Origin of the sequence: Pseudosulfitobacter koreensis, assembly GCF_024733015.1 — a bacterium.
Taxonomy (GTDB): domain Bacteria; phylum Pseudomonadota; class Alphaproteobacteria; order Rhodobacterales; family Rhodobacteraceae; genus Pseudosulfitobacter; species Pseudosulfitobacter koreensis.
Window position 1 is genome coordinate 167,199 of sequence record NZ_JANKJG010000002.1, and the last position, 16,450, is coordinate 183,648.

Annotated in this window: 18 protein-coding genes and 1 tRNA gene; 8 read left to right on the plus strand and 11 right to left on the minus strand. The window is 62.5% G+C overall.

Features of this window, described 5'->3' with window-relative positions; translation table 11 throughout:
* Window positions 1-10: 10 nt before the first annotated feature.
* Both fabG and fabD read right to left on the minus strand, forming a co-directional pair.
* Entirely contained in the window at window positions 11-748 is a 738-nt protein-coding gene (gene fabG, locus NTA49_RS03905; protein ID WP_258293348.1) for a 3-oxoacyl-ACP reductase FabG, read from the minus strand.
* A 13-nt stretch (window positions 749-761) separates the two neighbouring features.
* Window positions 762-1,697 (minus strand): ACP S-malonyltransferase, encoded by a 936-nt coding sequence (gene fabD / locus NTA49_RS03910; RefSeq protein ID WP_258293349.1) that lies wholly within the window; start codon window positions 1,695-1,697, stop codon window positions 762-764.
* 195 nt (window positions 1,698-1,892) lie between these two features.
* Between fabD and NTA49_RS03915 the strand changes: the two genes are divergently transcribed.
* On the plus strand, window positions 1,893-3,092 hold the full coding sequence (locus NTA49_RS03915; protein WP_258293350.1) for a cytochrome b/b6 domain-containing protein: 1,200 nt from the start codon (window positions 1,893-1,895) through the stop codon (window positions 3,090-3,092).
* A gap of 119 nt (window positions 3,093-3,211) precedes the next feature.
* Here the strand turns inward: NTA49_RS03915 and NTA49_RS03920 are convergent, their stop codons facing one another.
* Window positions 3,212-3,781, minus strand: a complete 570-nt coding sequence (locus tag NTA49_RS03920) for a YceI family protein (RefSeq protein WP_258293351.1) — start codon at window positions 3,779-3,781, stop codon at window positions 3,212-3,214.
* 159 nt (window positions 3,782-3,940) lie between these two features.
* Window positions 3,941-4,444, minus strand: coding sequence for a hypothetical protein (locus tag NTA49_RS03925; protein WP_258293352.1), 504 nt, complete (start codon window positions 4,442-4,444; stop codon window positions 3,941-3,943).
* A gap of 339 nt (window positions 4,445-4,783) precedes the next feature.
* Here NTA49_RS03925 and rpsF point away from each other — a divergent pair, with 339 nt between their 5' ends.
* From rpsF to NTA49_RS03945, 4 genes are all read left to right on the plus strand, one after another.
* Window positions 4,784-5,137, plus strand: a complete 354-nt coding sequence (rpsF, locus tag NTA49_RS03930) for a 30S ribosomal protein S6 (RefSeq protein WP_258293353.1) — start codon at window positions 4,784-4,786, stop codon at window positions 5,135-5,137.
* A 26-nt stretch (window positions 5,138-5,163) separates the two neighbouring features.
* On the plus strand, window positions 5,164-5,391 hold the full coding sequence (rpsR, locus tag NTA49_RS03935; protein WP_028957713.1) for a 30S ribosomal protein S18: 228 nt from the start codon (window positions 5,164-5,166) through the stop codon (window positions 5,389-5,391).
* Between the two features lie 12 nt (window positions 5,392-5,403).
* Window positions 5,404-6,036 carry a 50S ribosomal protein L9 gene (gene rplI, locus NTA49_RS03940; RefSeq protein ID WP_258293354.1) on the plus strand — a complete coding sequence of 211 codons (633 nt, stop codon included), beginning with the start codon at window positions 5,404-5,406 and terminating at the stop codon, window positions 6,034-6,036.
* Between the two features lie 202 nt (window positions 6,037-6,238).
* Entirely contained in the window at window positions 6,239-6,724 is a 486-nt protein-coding gene (locus tag NTA49_RS03945) for a lytic transglycosylase domain-containing protein (RefSeq protein ID WP_258293355.1), read from the plus strand.
* A 268-nt stretch (window positions 6,725-6,992) separates the two neighbouring features.
* Here NTA49_RS03945 and tig read toward each other — a convergent pair whose 3' ends face one another.
* From tig to NTA49_RS03975, 6 genes are all read right to left on the minus strand, one after another.
* Entirely contained in the window at window positions 6,993-8,324 is a 1,332-nt protein-coding gene (tig, locus tag NTA49_RS03950) for a trigger factor (protein WP_258293356.1), read from the minus strand.
* 162 nt (window positions 8,325-8,486) lie between these two features.
* On the minus strand, window positions 8,487-9,800 hold the full coding sequence (locus NTA49_RS03955; protein WP_258293357.1) for a TRAP transporter large permease: 1,314 nt from the start codon (window positions 9,798-9,800) through the stop codon (window positions 8,487-8,489).
* A complete protein-coding gene (locus tag NTA49_RS03960) occupies window positions 9,797-10,363 on the minus strand; it encodes a TRAP transporter small permease subunit (protein ID WP_258293358.1) in 567 nt (188 codons plus the stop codon). The genes NTA49_RS03955 and NTA49_RS03960 overlap by 4 nt, the downstream gene beginning before the upstream one ends.
* A gap of 120 nt (window positions 10,364-10,483) precedes the next feature.
* On the minus strand, window positions 10,484-11,521 hold the full coding sequence (gene dctP, locus NTA49_RS03965; RefSeq protein WP_258293359.1) for a TRAP transporter substrate-binding protein DctP: 1,038 nt from the start codon (window positions 11,519-11,521) through the stop codon (window positions 10,484-10,486).
* A 207-nt stretch (window positions 11,522-11,728) separates the two neighbouring features.
* The gene (locus NTA49_RS03970; RefSeq protein ID WP_258293360.1) at window positions 11,729-12,595 is read right to left on the minus strand and encodes a type IV pili methyl-accepting chemotaxis transducer N-terminal domain-containing protein; all 867 of its coding nucleotides are present in this window, start codon (window positions 12,593-12,595) and stop codon (window positions 11,729-11,731) included.
* A 78-nt stretch (window positions 12,596-12,673) separates the two neighbouring features.
* Window positions 12,674-12,757: transfer RNA gene (locus tag NTA49_RS03975), tRNA-Leu, on the minus strand.
* A gap of 180 nt (window positions 12,758-12,937) precedes the next feature.
* On the opposite strand from NTA49_RS03975, the gene NTA49_RS03980 reads away from it, so the two are divergent.
* Window positions 12,938-13,441, plus strand: coding sequence for a Hint domain-containing protein (locus tag NTA49_RS03980; RefSeq protein ID WP_258293361.1), 504 nt, complete (start codon window positions 12,938-12,940; stop codon window positions 13,439-13,441).
* On the opposite strand, the gene NTA49_RS03985 is transcribed toward NTA49_RS03980, so the two are convergent.
* On the minus strand, window positions 13,438-14,292 hold the full coding sequence (locus tag NTA49_RS03985; protein ID WP_258293362.1) for an NAD(P)H-hydrate dehydratase: 855 nt from the start codon (window positions 14,290-14,292) through the stop codon (window positions 13,438-13,440). The two genes, NTA49_RS03980 and NTA49_RS03985, sit on opposite strands and share 4 nt — an antisense overlap.
* 256 nt (window positions 14,293-14,548) lie before the next feature.
* Between NTA49_RS03985 and NTA49_RS03990 the strand changes: the two genes are divergently transcribed.
* Entirely contained in the window at window positions 14,549-14,887 is a 339-nt protein-coding gene (locus tag NTA49_RS03990; RefSeq protein ID WP_258293363.1) for a P-II family nitrogen regulator, read from the plus strand.
* Between the two features lie 33 nt (window positions 14,888-14,920).
* Window positions 14,921-16,324 (plus strand): type I glutamate--ammonia ligase, encoded by a 1,404-nt coding sequence (gene glnA, locus NTA49_RS03995; protein WP_258293364.1) that lies wholly within the window; start codon window positions 14,921-14,923, stop codon window positions 16,322-16,324.
* Window positions 16,325-16,450 lie beyond the last annotated feature (126 nt).

Genomic DNA, 16,450 nt, shown 5'->3' on the forward strand with positions numbered 1-16,450 from the left:
GGCGCGGCCCTTACAACATGGCCATACCGCCGTTCACGTGCAAGGTCGTTCCTGTGACATAACCCGCATCCGCACTGGCAAGATAGGCCACAGCGGCGGCAATCTCGCGCGCCTCTCCCATCCGACCGGCGGGAATTTGCGACAACAGGTTGGTTTTCTGGTCATCCGTCAGCTTGTCGGTCATCGGCGTGGTGATGAACCCCGGTGCCACGGCGTTGACGGTGATCCCGCGACTGGCCACCTCATAGGCCAGACTTTTCGACATCGCGATCATCCCCGCCTTGCTCGCGGCATAGTTCGCCTGACCGGGGTTGCCGATGGCCCCCACGATCGAGCTGATGTTGATGATCCGGCCCCAGCGCGCCTTCATCATGCCGCGCAGAACGCCCCGGCACAGCTTCATCGTCGCGGTCAGGTTAACGTCCAGCACGCTGTTCCACTCGTCATCCGACATCCGCATGAACAGGTTGTCGCGGGTGATGCCTGCGTTGTTCACCAGCACATCGACACGCCCCATCGCCTCCACGGCCTGTTTGGGCAGCGCATCGACTGCCGCCGCATCGCTCAGGTTGCACGGCAGCACATGCACCCGCTCCCCCAGTTCCGAAGCCAGCGCCTCCAGCGGCTCGGTCCGCGTCCCCGAAATCGCAACCGTCGCCCCGGCCTTGTGCAGCACCCGCGCGATCTCCGCGCCGATCCCACCCGAAGCACCGGTGACCAGCGCCGTCTTGTCCGTCAAATCCAACATGTTCTGTTCCTTCTCAATCGTTTTGCTTCAACGCGGCAATGTCTGCGCCCACGCCGATGTTGCGCGTGGCAATATCGCGGTCGATCCGACGGATCATCCCGCTCAACGCCTTGCCCGCGCCGATTTCCCACATCTCTGTCACACCCTGCGCGGCCATCCACATCACACTCTCGCGCCAGCGCACCGACCCCGTGACCTGCTCCACCAGCAGATCGCGAATGACCGACGCATCGCTGACCGCCTCCGCCCGCACGTTGGCAACCAGCGGCACCGCAGGTGCGCCGATCTCCACCTTGTCCAGCGCCTCGGCCATCTTGTGCGCCGCAGGCTCCATCAACGCGCAATGAAACGGCGCACTCACCGGCAGCAACAGCGCCCGCTTGGCGCCCTTGGCCTTGGCAATCTCGATGGCGCGTTCCACAGCCGCCTTGTGCCCCGACACGACCACCTGTGCCGGATCGTTGTCATTGGCCGCCTGACAGACCTCGCCTTGCGCAGCCTCGGCCGCAACTTGCGTCGCCGTGGCGAAATCCAGCCCCAGCAAGGCCGCCATGGCACCCACGCCCACCGGCACGGCCTCCTGCATCGCAGCACCACGCACCCGCAGCAGCCGCGCCGTGTCCGCCACCGAAATCGCACCGGCAGCCGCCAGCGCCGAATACTCGCCCAGCGAATGCCCCGCCACATAGGACGCAACCGACATGCCAAACCCTTCGGCCTCCAGCACGCGCAGCGCCGCCAGCGACGTGGCCATCAGCGCAGGCTGCGCGTTCTGCGTCAGGGTCAGCGTCTCGATGTCGCCCTCCCAGATCAACGCGCTCAGCTTTTCGCCTAGGGCCTCGTCAACCTCGTCGAAAACAGCCTGCGCCACCGGATAGGCCTCCGCCAGATCGCGGCCCATGCCGATGGTCTGCGCGCCCTGTCCGGGAAATACAAATGCTATGCTCATGGGCCCATGCCCTCCCTCTTTGTCGTTCCGCGCGGTTTAGAGAGCCTGCGCCCCCTGCACAAGCCGCCCTACACTCTGCGCACTGCCGCTGTGCGACAATTTGCAGTTACAAAGACCTGTCTTATACATCACATTGTACATCGACCAAGCCCGCCGCAGGGCAAACCTTCATCCGCCAGCCCCCCGGAGACAGACATGCCCCTGACCAACGCCCGCGACCGCTACGGTGCCGTCACCAAGACATTTCACTGGCTGATCGCGCTGCTGATCCTCACCCTGATCCCGCTGGGCCTGATCGCCAATTACCTCCCCTACGAGACATCCGAGCAGCTCGCGACCAAGGCATGGCTGTTTTCCCTGCACAAGACGCTGGGCGTCACCGCCTTCGCCGTGGCCGTCGCCCGCATCCTCTGGGCCGTGACCCAGACCAAACCCACGCACCTGCACCCGGAACGCAAGCTTGAAACCTTCGCCGCCGAAACCGTGCACTGGCTGCTCTACGCCAGCCTCGTCATCGTGCCGCTCTCGGGCTGGATACACCACGCCGCGGCCTCGGGCTTTGCCCCGATGTGGCTGCCCATCGGCCAGGACCTGCCGCTGGTGCCCAAATCCGAAAGCCTCAGCCACGTCTTCGCGCAAATTCACGAAATCGCCACGCACGTGCTGGAAGCCGCACTTGCCCTGCACATCCTCGGCGCGCTCAAACACCACTTCATCGACCGCGACAGCACCCTGCGCCGCATGTGGTTCGGCACCACGACCGCGACGTCGCCGGGCGGCGCACCTGTCGCCCACCGCTCCGCCCTCGCCGCCACCGCGATCTGGGCCGTGGCCATCGCATTCGGCGCAGGCCTTGGCCTCTCCGCAGGCGAAGACGCCCGCCCCGGCACCCCCGCAGCCCTCGCCGACGTGCAATCCGACTGGCAGGTCCAGGACGGCACGCTCTCCATCGTGGTCAACCAGTTCGGCTCCGACGTCACCGGCAGCTTCGCCGACTGGACCGCCGACATCACCTTTGACGAGACCGTGCAAAACGGCATCTCCGGCGCGGTCGAGGCGACGATCTCCATCGGCTCGCTCACCCTGGGCTCCGTCACCAATCAGGCCATGGGCCCCGACTTCTTCAACGTCGACGCCTTCCCCACCGCCACCTACATCGCCGAAATCACCAGCACCTCGGAAACCACCGTGGCCCGCGGCACCCTCACGATCAAGGACCAGTCCGTCCCGCTCGACCTGCCCTTCGACCTCACCATCGACGGCATGACCGCCGTGATGCGCGGCAGCACCACGCTCGACCGCCGCGATTTCAACATCGGCGACACCATGAACGACGAAAGCAGCCTCAAATTTCCCGTCGACGTCCAGATCGAACTGACCGCCACGCGAAACTGATTTCTTCTGGCCTTAAATATCCCCGCCGGAGGCGTCTCTTCCTCTTGCGACCCCTCGAACACGCAAAAAGGCCGCCGGATCACTCCGGCGGCCTTTCTACCTTCACGTAAAGTGTACGCTTATTCGGCCTTCATCGCCTCGACCGAGATCATGATCTGAACTTCGTCGCTGACGAAGGGCGCGAACATGCCCATGTCGAACTCCGACCGCAGCACGGTTGTCGTCGCGCTGAACCCGGCCCAAGGCTTGCCCGCTTGCGGGTGTTCACCGACCTGGTTCAGCGTCGCGTCCAGCACCACCGACTTGGTGATGTCATTGATCGTCAGATCGCCGGTGATCATCGCCGTGTCGTCGCCCGTCACTTCGATGCCGGTGGATGCAAAGCTGATCGTGTCGCTGTCTTCGGCGCCAAAGAAATCACCGGTCATGAAGTGTTCGAAACGCGGGTCCCAGCCGGTGATCAGGCTGTTGGCCGGAAACGACACCGACACGGACGATTGCGCGGGGTCTTCCTGGTCAAAGCTGATGTCGCCCTCGAACCCGGAATACATGCCATAGGTGGTCGAGAAACCAAGGTGCTCATAGCTGAACACGATCTGGCTGTGGCTGGGGTCAAGCGTATAGCTCTCTGCCGCAAGGGACATGGTGGCTGCGGTGGAAAGCGCTGTGGCAAGCAGAAGGGATTTCATGATCGGTGATACTCCGTGTTGATTGAACTCTGCCCCACCATGTCGCACTTTCGGGCACGCGATCAACTCGGCACAGATCAACACCTCGTGCGCGCAACTGAACACTGGACCTGTGCGGGCCCGCAACCTTGCGTTCCGGCGGGCGCAGACATCACCCTGTTACAGCTTGCCCGCGTCGCGCAGACCCGCCACCAGGAACCGCAGCGTGCCGGGGTCCGCAGGGGCCACTTCCGCCAGCAGCCTGCCGCCCGCATCCCACAGCGTCACCGTGTCGTCGCGCCGCTCCACTCGGCCCAGTTCGGCAAAGCTGCACTCGTGCAGCACCTGCGCACGCCCACGCCCGCGCCGCACCAGCCGCACGCGGCTGCGCATCACGTCGATCTCTGCCTCGGGCGCATCGGGTGTCGCCCAGCACTGGATCAGCGCAAGACCGACAAACCCCGCCACCAGCGACAAGACCAGCTTGATCAGCGCCAGATCCGCCGTCATCCCGCCACCGGGTGAAATCCAAAGCCCCGCAGCCGCCAGAACCAGTCCCGCGCCCACGATCCGCAACAGCATCCGCGCCACCATGCAGGCCCCGTCCAATGATCGGATCGGTGCGTTCAGGATCGCGCGGCTTGTCTCGGAATGGTTGCACAGATAGTCGGGTGTTGCGGTCATGATAGGCCCTGCTGCTGTCAGGACATGATTTGCCCCGCCTCATCTGTGTGCTGCGAAGTGGGCAGCAATGCGGCACGGACCGGACCAGCGCAGGGCAATCTGGCGATCAGCCTGACGATCCGGCGCAATGCGCCCTGTACCGCCCGGCGCCCTGCGCCCTGTACCGACGCAGCCGCCCCCCCCCTGCACAGGACCGCGCCGCTTGCGCCCCCGCCCAAACCGTGTATATGGGCACTTCCTTTTGCACCTCATCTGAACCGCGCAGACTCTCGTGCCGAAGCCGCAAAGGGACTTGAACGCTTCGTCTATGAAATGCGCCTTGATATAAATGGAGCATACATGCCTTTCTACGAGCATGTCATGATCGCACGCCAGGACTTGTCGAACACACAAGCCGAAGGCCTGATCGAACATTTTGGCACCGTCCTCGCCGACAACGGCGGCACCCTGGTTGAAAACGAATACTGGGGCGTCAAGACGATGGCGTACAAGATCAACAAGAACCGCAAAGGCCACTACGCCTTCATGCGCACCGACGCACCGGCCTCTGCCGTGCAAGAGATGGAACGCCTGATGCGTCTGCACGACGACGTCATGCGCGTGCTGACCATCAAGGTCGACGCGCACCAGGAAGGCCCGTCGGTCCAGATGCAGAAACGTGACGAACGCGACACCCGTCGCGAACGCCGCTGAACCCCGAGCAAAAGAGGAGCTAACCCATGGCTGCAAAACCATTTTTCCGCCGTCGCAAAGTGTGCCCTTTCTCGGGTGAGAACGCGCCCGCGATCGACTACAAGGACACGCGTCTGCTGCAACGCTACATTTCCGAGCGCGGCAAGATCGTGCCCTCGCGCATCACCGCCGTTTCGGCCAAGAAGCAACGCGAACTGGCCCGTGCCATCAAACGCGCCCGCTTCCTCGCCCTGCTGCCCTACGCAGTGAAATAAGGAGCCAAGCACATGCAACTGATCCTTCTCGAACGCGTGGCCAAACTGGGCCAGATGGGCGACGTCGTCGACGTCAAAGCCGGTTTCGCGCGCAACTACCTTCTGCCCCAGGGCAAGGCGCTGTCCGCTTCCGAGCGTAACATCGCAGACTTCGAAGCCCGCAAGGTCGTCCTCGAAGCGCAGAACCTTGAGACCAAGAAAGAAGCCGAAGCGCTTGGCAACAAACTCAACGGACAGCAGTTCGTCGTGATTCGCCAGGCGTCGGACGGCGGCAACCTCTACGGTTCGGTCACCACCCGTGACGCAGCCGAAGCCGCCAGCGCCGAAGGTTTCTCGCTGGACCGCAAACAGGTCGTCATCGTTCAGCCGATCAAACAGCTGGGCCTGCACGAAGTCCAGGTGACCCTGCACCCCGAAGTCGAAGTGACAATCGAGCTGAACGTCGCACGTTCGGTCGAAGAAGCTGAACTTCAGGCCTCGGGCAAGTCGATCCAGGAACTGGCAGCGGAAGAAGAAGCCGCAGCCGATTTCGAAATCTCCGAGCTGTTCGAAGACATCGGTGCCGCGGCATCCGACGACGACGATCTGGCAGAATCCGTCTCCAACGACGCCTCCGAAGGCGACGACGAGACCGCTTCCAACTGATCGCGCCACCCGCGCACAGCACAGCACACAAGGCCGCCCTCCGGGGCGGTCTTTTTTTATGGCCACATGTCCCCTTTGGCGGGCCCCCCGCGCCTCTCCGCCGCCCCATAGGCGCCTTCGCGCGCATCCCGGGCCAAGCCTATGGCCTGAATCACGCAGACGGGTCTACATCACCGGCAGATTAACTGTTCACGGTATAAACATGCCTTCACTCACACGCCGCACCGCCTTGATGATGCTGCTCTGCACCCCCGCCCTGTCGGCCTGCAGCGCGGGCACTCCGGACCCCAAAGCCCCCGGTTTCATGGAGCCGCCGCTCTACCCCAACGAGACGCCCCAGCTGCGCCGCCTGATCAACCAGTACGCCGACACCTACGAAGTCCCGCGCCCGCTGGTCCACCGCCTCGCCATCCGCGAAAGCACCCACCGCCCCGGCGCACGAAACGGCCCCTATTACGGCCTGTTGCAGATCCTGCCTGCCACAGCCCGCAGCATGGGCCACAAGGGGTCCGCCAGCGACCTTCTGGACCCGGAAACCAACCTCAAATACGGCGTCAAATACCTGCGCGGCGCGTGGCTTTTGTCCGACGGCGACATGAGCACCGCAATCCACTGGTACGCCCGTGGCTACTACTACGAAGCCAAGAAGCGCGGCATGCTGGTCGAGACTGGTTTGCGCAAGGGCTGAGAAAACAGCACCAAAGCCCGGAATCAAGGTGCGTAGCACCGCCGGGCAGCGCCCGACCGCCCCATGGGCGGGCGCTTTCTCACCGCATTGCACCTCTTCATCCGCACGCCAAAGCGGCGACATAAAGTGGCACGAACGAACGTATAGGCGCCCCCCCGCGGTCAGGCGCTGCCCTGTGTGGTGATCTGAGCGTCACCCCAAAAGCAAAAAGGCCGCCCCGAAAGGCGGCCTTTTCCAATTCCAGACCCCGAAAGGCCCCGCGAAAGACTTATTCGTCTTCCAGCTTCTCGACGGCTTTCTGCAACTCGTCCTTCGAGATTTCCTTCTCGGTGACCGACGCCTTGTCGAACACGTAATCGACGACCTTGTCCTCGAACAGCGGCGCGCGCAGCTGCTGCTGCATCTGCGGGTTCTGCTGCACGAATTCAAAGAACTGGCGTTCCTGACCGGGGTACTGACGCGCCTGGTTCATCACCGCCTGGCTCATCTCGGCATCGGTCACTTCGACCTCGGCCTTCTGACCCAGATCGGCCAGCAACAGGCCCAGACGCACGCGGCGCTCTGCCAGTGCCTTGTGCTCGTCCGTGGGCGTCACGTCGGGGTGATCGTGGCCTTCGACGTCGGGGTTTTCCTCGTGCCACAGCTGGTGCGCGATCTGACCGGCTTCGGCATCCACCAGCGACGGCGGCAGATCAAAGCTCACGGCCTTGTCCAGTTCGTCCAGCAGGCCACGCTTCATCACCGCACGTGCGGCTCCGGCGTATTCGGCTTCCAGACGCTCGGCGATCTGACCTTTCAGCGCGTCCAGATCCTCGGCACCGAATTTCTTCGCCATCTCGTCGTTGATCTCGGCTTTCGCAGGCTCCTTGACGGCTTTGATCGTGCAATCGAACACGGCCTCTTTGCCTGCCAGGTTTTCGGCCTGATAATCCTCGGGGAAGGAGACCGTCACGGCTTTCTCTTCGCCTTCCTTCACGCCGACCAGCTGATCCTCGAAACCGGGGATAAAGCTGTTGGAGCCCAGAACCAGCGGGTAATCTTCGGCAGAACCGCCTTCGAACGCTTCGCCGTCAACCTTGCCGACGAAATCCATCACGACCTGATCGCCGTCCTTGGCTTTCGAGCCCTTCTTGCGGTCTTTGAAATCCTGCGCGGTTTCGGCCAGGTTGCCCAGTGCCTCGTCCACAGCCGCGTCGTCCGATTTCACCACCAGCTTTTCCAGCTTGATCGTGCTCAGGTCCACTTCGGGGATTTCGGGCAGCTTTTCATAGGACATCTCGACGTTGACGTCGTCGCCCTCTTTCCAGTTCTCGTTGGTCATCTTGACCTCGGGCTGCATCGCAGGACGATCGCCGCTGTCTTCAAAATGCTTGGCCATCGCGCCGTCGACGCTTTCCTGCATGACTTCGCCCATGATGCGCGGGCCGAACTGCTTTTTCAGCAGCGCCATCGGAACCTTGCCTTTGCGAAAGCCCTTCATTTCGACTTCGGGCTGCGCCTCGGCCAGTTTCTCGTTCACTTTGGCTTCGATCTCGGCCGCAGTGATCGTGATGGCATAGCCGCGTTTCAAACCTTCGTTCAGCGTCTCGGTGACCTGCATGTGTGCTCCATAGCATATTCGCCCCCCGGTGTGGGGTGCGTGGCAAAATTTGCGCCGTTCTATTGGCCCATCGGACCGGGCGCAAGGGGTTGAGGGTGCAAATCCGCGCAGCCCGACAGAGCTGCGCGGATTAAAGTGATCTGAGGCGCGCCCGCGCCGCGATCAGTTGTAAAACAGGTTCGGCAGATAAAGCGCGATGTTCGGGAACAGGATGATCAGGAAGACCCCCACCAGCGTCACGATCACATAAGGGATCACCGACACATAGATATCGCCCATCGTCACGCCCGCCGGTGCCACCCCCTTGAGGTAAAAGAGGTTGAACCCGAAGGGCGGCGTCATATAACCCACTTCCATCATGATGATGAACAAGATACCGAACCAGATCGGATCGAACCCTGCTTGCTGCACCACCGGCAGGAACACCGGCAGCGTGATCAGCATGATCCCCACAGGGTCCAGCACCATCCCGAAGAAGAACAGCACCACCAGCATGAACGCCAGCGCCCCCCAGCGACCGCCCGGAATATAGGACATCAGATCGCCGATCAGGCTGCTTGCCCCCAGCGCCGTATAGGCCGTGGAAAACGCATGAGCCGCGAACAGGATCCAGATGATCAGCGCCGTCAGCTTCAGCGTGGCAATCGACGCCTCGTGGATCACCTTCCACGACAGCTGCCGGTTCACACCCGTGGCAAACAGCGCGCCGAACACACCGATGGCCGCAGCCTCGGTCGCCGTGGCGAACCCGCCAAAGATCGCGCCCAGAACGATCGTCACGATCAGGATCGGCAGGATCACCGCGCGCAGCGACCGGAACTTCTGCCCCCAGCTCGCCCGCTCCTCGGGCGGCAGCGCCGGGCCCAGGTCAGGCTGCAACCAGCAGCGGATGCCGATATAAAGCGACACCAGCACGAACAGCGTCAGGCCCGGCCCCACACCGGCGGCGAACAGACGCCCCACCGACACCTCGGTCAGCAACGCATAAAGCACCATCAGGATCGACGGCGGGATCAGGATGCCCCAGCCCCCGCCCGCGTTGATCGCCCCCAACGCCAGCTTCTTGTCGTACCCCCGCTCCAGCATCTTGGGCAGCGCAATGGTGCCCATCGTCACCACCGCAGCTCCCGAAATGCCGGACATCGCGGCGAAGATCACGCAGATCAGCACCGTGCCGATGGCCAGACCGCCGCGCAGCCCACCCCACCACTGGTGCATCATATCGTAAAGATCATTTGCAACCCCCGACTTTTCCAACAGGATCGCCATGAACACGAACAGCGGAATCGCCATCAGCGTGGGGTTCTGCATCGTCTCCCACATCTTCGAGGCCAGCAGGTAAAACCCGATATCGCCCATCTCGAAATACAGGAACACCACCGAAACACCGCCCAGCACAAAGGCCAGCGGCGTGCCCAGCAGCAAAAAGACCAGCAGGCTGCCGAAAAACAGCAGGGTCAGAAGTTCGACGCTCATCGCTGCATCTCCTTGGCATCTTCGTGATCGGGGTCAGGTGCGCCGGGCTTGCCGAACACGTCGTCGGGCACCGGCAGGCCGCGCACCACGCGAATGTCGGACCAAAGCCGGATAAAACCCTGCAACAGCAGCAGTGCCGCCGCCACCGGGATCATGATCTTGGTCGGCCACAGCGGCGCGCGCCACATCGACTGCGACCGCTCCCAATCCTCCACCGCTTCGGCGGCGATGTCATAGCCCTGCCACAGCAGCACCCCGACAAACAGCGCGAACAGCGGCCAGGTCAGAATGTCCAGCATCGCACGCCGCCGCAGGCTTTGCGCGCCATAGATGATGTCGACATTGACGTGCCCACGCTCGATCAGCAGGTAGCCACCGCCGATGACGGCATAGACGCCAAAGATCAGCGTCGCCAGCTCCGCGGTCCAGATCGCCGGACTGCCGACCAGATAGCGCATGACCACATCGGCCAGCAGCAGGGCAAAGATCACCAGAACGGCCAGCGAGGCCCACTTCCCGATAAACCTGTTCACGCGCGTGACGGCGCGGGCCAGTTGAAACATGTCACTGTCTCCTGATTGGGGGGCAAAGCGCCTGCGCCGCCGATCAGGGCAGCGCAGGCGTCATGAGATCGGACGCCCGGCAGAGGTCAAAGAACCCTCGGGCATCCGCAAAGCTTTGATTTAGGCGTAGCCCAGATCCGACATCAGCGTGCGATAGATATCAGCCGCCTTGGCTGCTCTTTCGCCCTTCTGGCCTTCTTCCTCAAGAATACGCGCCGACGCTTCGGCCAGCATGTCCAGCACGTCCTGCGGCAGCTGCATCACTTCGACGCCATTGTTGGCCACGCCTTCGGACAGCGCGATGGCTTCCTTGTGCTGGTACTCGGCCGAGCGCAGGAAGAAACGGTTCTGCACCAGATCGACCAGCGCCGTGCGCAGCTCGTCCGGCAGTTCCGCCAGCGCATCCTCGTTCATGATGAACGCATCGGTGGTCTGCGCCAGCACTGGCTTGTAGTGATATTTGCAGACTTCCCACAACGACATCGACTGCGCGCCGATGGCCGCACCCCAATGCGCGCCGTCCACAACGCCCGAGGACAGGGATTGATAGAGCTCCGATCCGGGCACGAACTGCGGTGCTGCACCGGCAGCGGCCAGGTAATCCAGCATCTTGCCCGACGAGCGGATCTTCAGACCCTGGAAATCGGCGGCGGATTCGATCTTTTTCGACACGACCATCTCGGTCGGCAGAACCTTTTCCGACATCAGACGCACGCCGTCCGACGCCAGATCCTCGTTCACCAGATCCTCGATCCCGAGGTTCTTGATCGCATGTTCCATTTCCCATGCTTGGCGCAGCGTGCCGGGAATGCCATAGGCAAAGGACGCCGCCTGGGCATTGTCCAGAATGTACGACGGGCTGATCGTGCCCATCGGCACCACGCCCTTGCGCACGATGTTATAGATGTCGGGGCCCTTGGCAAACTCGCCCGCACCCAGCAGTTCCAGCTTGAACGCGCCTTCGGTGCGCTCTTCCAGCGCCGTGGCGATCACGCCCAGGCTGTCGGTAAACGAGCTCGACGCCTTGGGCCAGTGTGCCTGGACGCGCCAGGTGACTTCGCCTTGCGCGATCCCCTTGCCCACCAGCGCGGGTGTGGCAACAGCAGCGACAGCGGCTCCGCGCAACATGGCGCGGCGATTCATACCTTGTGATTTCATCGTCATCTTCCTCCCAAAAGAATGGCTTCGGCGTTCCTTGCAGACCTTGCAGATCAACCGATATCGCGCACCTTTTCCGGGCGCGTTCCTGAAGCCCAAGTGTGGCTTGGAAAGCCCCGCCGCTCAACCGTTCTTTTTGATCGCGACCTAACGTCGAAAGGACGAAATCAACTTGAAGTATACGATATCCCCCTTGCTGCAGACCCATCACCGTTTGACATAGCTTGCCACGACGTGATCCGACGCCCTGAGCAGATCATCCCCGAACGCGGCGACCCGTTGCAAATCGGCGGGGTCCAGATCAGCGCCCGAAACCGCAGTGCGCAGGATCGGCGACAGCCGCTCCCAGATGCCGCGCAGCCGTGCCAGACGGCTTTCAGCCCGAGAATTGGGCGGCGGCAGCACGCCCTGCGCATCACTTCCCGTCTCCAACAGGGCCAATGTGCTCTCGAAAAGATCAATCGTCTCGACCAGACGCGCCTGCTGACGCGCGGTGTCCACTTTCAGAAAGACATAGCAGAACTCCTTGAGCACCTTTTGCGACAACACGCTTTGCCGCCCCGCAATGTCGATGGTGTGACCCAGCGCCTCGCCCTGCGCGCCCGGCGGAACCCGCCCCGCGATGCCCGCCAGGGTCAGGTTCAGCTGCTCCAGCAATGGCAGATCCAGATCAACGACCTGCGCCACGACAACGGATTGCAGGTCCGAATGGCTGACCTGCAAGACTGCCGGGCCGAAGGTGGCGATGGTCTGGTCCGCCCCGTCCAGAAGCCGCAGAACATCGGGATCGCGCGCAGGTTCAAGGCCGCCCCCGGCGTCTCCAACCCGCAAGGCCAGCTGTCTTGTGATCAGCATGTCATGGGCTTCGACCGCGACACCGGCATTGGCGCGCGCATCAATGTCGCCCATGACAAAACACGCAGCCATCGCCATGCGCTGCGCCAGCATCCGCTGCTGCCCCGCGACATCAATGCGCCTGGCCAGCGCCCGACCGTCAACCGCGCCCGCGCCCGTTGCCGCAAACACCGTAACCCAGCCACACAAAAACAGCATCAAGGCGCGCACTACATTCATTCCAGGCCTTCGGCGATCAATCCCGAGAGGGTCTTAGCGCGAAAGATGTGAAAGCGAGGTTAATCTCGGGTGGGAAAATGGTGCGGGTGAAGGGACTCGAACCCCCACGCCAAAGGCGCCAGAACCTAAATCTGGTGCGTCTACCAATTCCGCCACACCCGCACGCGCGCCCTGCTTCGCAAGACGCTGGCGCGTCAGATACCAAAGCCCTGCGGATTAGGCGAGACCAAAATCACCACAAAAGTCGCGTAAAATTGTCAGGGCATTATTTTGGCGACATTAACGGTTTGTTGGGGTACATTGTGTCAACCTTGAGGCAGGTTGTGTAAAAGAGAGACGCCCATGAAACCGAAAACGGTCGGGCGCGTCGAAAGCGGGAATATACCGCAGTTGCGCGCAGAAATAATTCATGTCGGCCTTGTTGCCGGCACCATCCTTCTGACATCCGATGGTGAAATTCCGGTGGAATATCTGTCCGCCGGTGACCGGATCATCACCCGTAACGCGGGTCTGGTCACGCTGAAGGCCGTCGCCACCACGCAGATCAGATCCGCCGCCGTGGCCATCGCCGCGGGCTCTCTGGGCCAACGACGCCCCGAGACGAACGTGATCCTGCCCGCCGCCCACCAGGTGCTGATCCGCGATTGGCGCGCCCGCGCACTGGCCGGTGCCGCGCAGGCGGTATTGCCTGCCGGATGCCTGATCGACGGCGAATTCATCACCGATCTGGGCGTGCGCACCATGACGCTGATCCAGCTGGGCTTTGACGCACCGCATGTGATCTACGCAGACGGATTGGAACTGTCGGTGCCCGCCATGGTGACCGTGCGCGAACTGGCCGCCTAAGGCCCAAGCTCTCGCAGCACCGCCGGAAGGGTTTCCGGCAAATCCTCGGCAATCAGGCCGGGGCCAAAGTGCAGCGCACAAGATACATGCAACCACGTCGCGGCCTTTGCCGCCTCGATGGGATCAAACCCGCGCGCCAAAAGCCCGGTGATGATCCCCGCCAGCACATCCCCCGCCCCAGCCGTGGCCATCCATGGAACTGCACGCTCTCCCGTCGCCGCGTGCAGCGCAGAGCGCCCGTCCGGATGGGCGATCAGGGTCTCGGGCCCCTTGAACAGAACCACAGCCCCCGACCGCGCCGCCGCCGCACGGGTCGCCTCGGCCTTGGCCTCCACGGCTGGGTCAGCGCCCAGATCATCCGCAATCCCCGGAAACAGCCGGGCAAATTCGCCGCCGTGCGGGGTCAGGACACAGCCCGCGTGCAGGGCGTCCATCAGGGAATTGTCCCGCGCAATCAACGTCAAGGCATCGCCGTCCAGCACGCAAGCGCGCCCACTTTGCACGACCACCCGCACCTTTTGGGCCGCATCGTCATCCAGCCCCAGCCCCGGCCCCGCGCAAAGCGCGTTCAGACGGTCATCCTCCAGCAGCGCGCGCAAGCCCGCACCATCGCCTGCGCGCCGCAACATGATCGCCGTGACCTGCGTCGCAACCTCAAGCTGTGCCGCGGGCGGCACCCCCAGCGTCACCAGCCCGGCCCCCACCCGCAACGCGCCGCGTGCCGCCATGCGCGCGGCACCTGTGCGCCCCGGCCCGCCACTCAGCACCAGCGCGTGGCCTGCGTCGAACTTGTGCCCCAGGGCTTTGCCAAGGTCGGGCAAGCTGTCGCGGGTGATGGTCTGGATTGTCATGGTCGGAGCCTCCGGCGGGGATATTTTTGGCCAAAAGAAATCAGGCGCGCGTTCGCCAAATACGTAAACCTGTGCCGCGGGATGTCATCATCGGGCGGGATTTTCTCAATATGATTACTTTTTAATCACTTCGCACAAAAAACAGCCTCCTCATTTCCAAAACGGTCGCCTGCCCTTGCATTCCGCCCGCCCCTCATGGACGCATCTTATGCAAGATGGTCTGACGCCCATCAACGGCACGGAAAGGGAGGCCCGCATGAAAAAGATCGAAGCCATCATCAAGCCATTCAAGCTTGATGAAGTCAAAGAGGCGCTCCAGGAAGTGGGCGTCCAGGGCTTGAGCGTCATCGAAGTCAAGGGCTTCGGGCGTCAGAAGGGACATACGGAGCTGTATCGCGGCGCCGAATATGTCGTCGACTTCCTGCCGAAGGTAAAAGTCGAAGTGGTGCTGGACGACGATCAGGTCGACGGGGCCATCGCGGCCATCGTCGATGCCGCCAAGACCGAAAAGATCGGCGACGGCAAGATCTTCGTCACATCCGTCGAACAAGCCATTCGCATCCGCACCGGCGAATCCGGTTCGGACGCGCTCTAAACGTACAACACTGCACAAGAAGGACAGACACTCATGGGAAACAAAGTTCTCGACATGATGAAGGATGAGGGCGCCGAATACGTCGACATCCGCTTTACCGACCCGCGTGGCAAATTGCAGCACGTGACCCTGATCGCCGATCAGGTTGACGAGGACTTCCTCGAAGAAGGCTTCATGTTCGACGGCTCGTCGATCGAAGGCTGGAAGTCGATCGAAGCATCGGACATGAAACTGATGATCGACCTCGACAGCGCCTACGTCGATCCCTTCTACGCCGAGAAAACCATCTGCGTGCACTGCTCGGTGGTCGAGCCCGACACCGGCGAAGCCTACGAGCGCGACCCGCGCGGCACCGCCCAGAAGGCCGAGGCCTACCTGAAATCGACCGGCATCGGCGACGTGGCCTACATGGGCCCCGAGGCGGAATTCTTCCTCTTCGACGACGTCCGCTACCAGGTCTCGATGAACAAGGTCTCCTACCAGGTCGACGCATCCGACGCAGCCTGGAACACCGACACCGAATATGAGATGGGCAACATGGGCCACCGTCCCGGCGTCAAGGGCGGCTATTTCCCCGTGAACCCCACGGACGAGGCGCAGGACCTGCGGTCGGAAATGCTGTCGACGATGAAACGTCTGGGCATGAAGGTCGACAAGCACCACCACGAGGTCGCGTCGTGCCAGCACGAGCTGGGCCTGATCTTCGACACGCTGACCAAACAGGCCGACGAGCTGCAGAAATACAAATACGTGATCCACAACGTGGCCCACGCCTACGGCAAGACCGCCACCTTCATGCCCAAGCCCATCGCGGGTGACAACGGCACCGGCATGCACGTGAACATGTCGATCTGGAAAGACGGCAAGCCCCTGTTCGCAGGCGACAAATACGCCGACCTCAGCCAGGAAGCGCTGTATTTCATCGGCGGTATCCTGTCCCACGCCAAGGCGCTCAACGCCTTCACCAACCCCGGCACCAACAGCTACAAGCGTCTGATCCCCGGCTTCGAAGCCCCCGTTCTGCGCGCCTATTCGGCCCGCAACCGGTCGGGTTGCGTGCGTATCCCGTGGACAGAAAGCCCCAAGGCCAAGCGCGTCGAAGCCCGCTTCCCCGATCCCTCGGCGAACCCCTACCTGTGCTTCTCCGCCCTGCTGATGGCCGGCCTCGACGGCATCCAGAACAAGATCGACCCAGGCGAAGCCATGGACAAGAACCTCTATGACCTGCCCGCCGAAGAGCTCGAAGGCATCCCCACAGTGTGCGGATCGCTGCGCGAAGCACTGGACGAGCTGCAAAAGGACATGGACTTCCTGCTGGCAGGCGACGTGTTCACCCGCGACCAGATCGCAGGCTATGTCGCGCTGAAGATGGAAGAAGTGCACCGTTACGAACACACGCCCCACCCGGTCGAGTTCGCAATGTACTATTCCTGCTGATCCGGGCTGCGGGCTTCGGCCCGCACCCGACAAGACCGCAAAAGGCACCCTTTCGAGGGTGCCTTTTTTCGTTTCCACTCCCGTCGATTCGCAAAATCACACCGTCTCTGCCCTAATCTTGCCGTT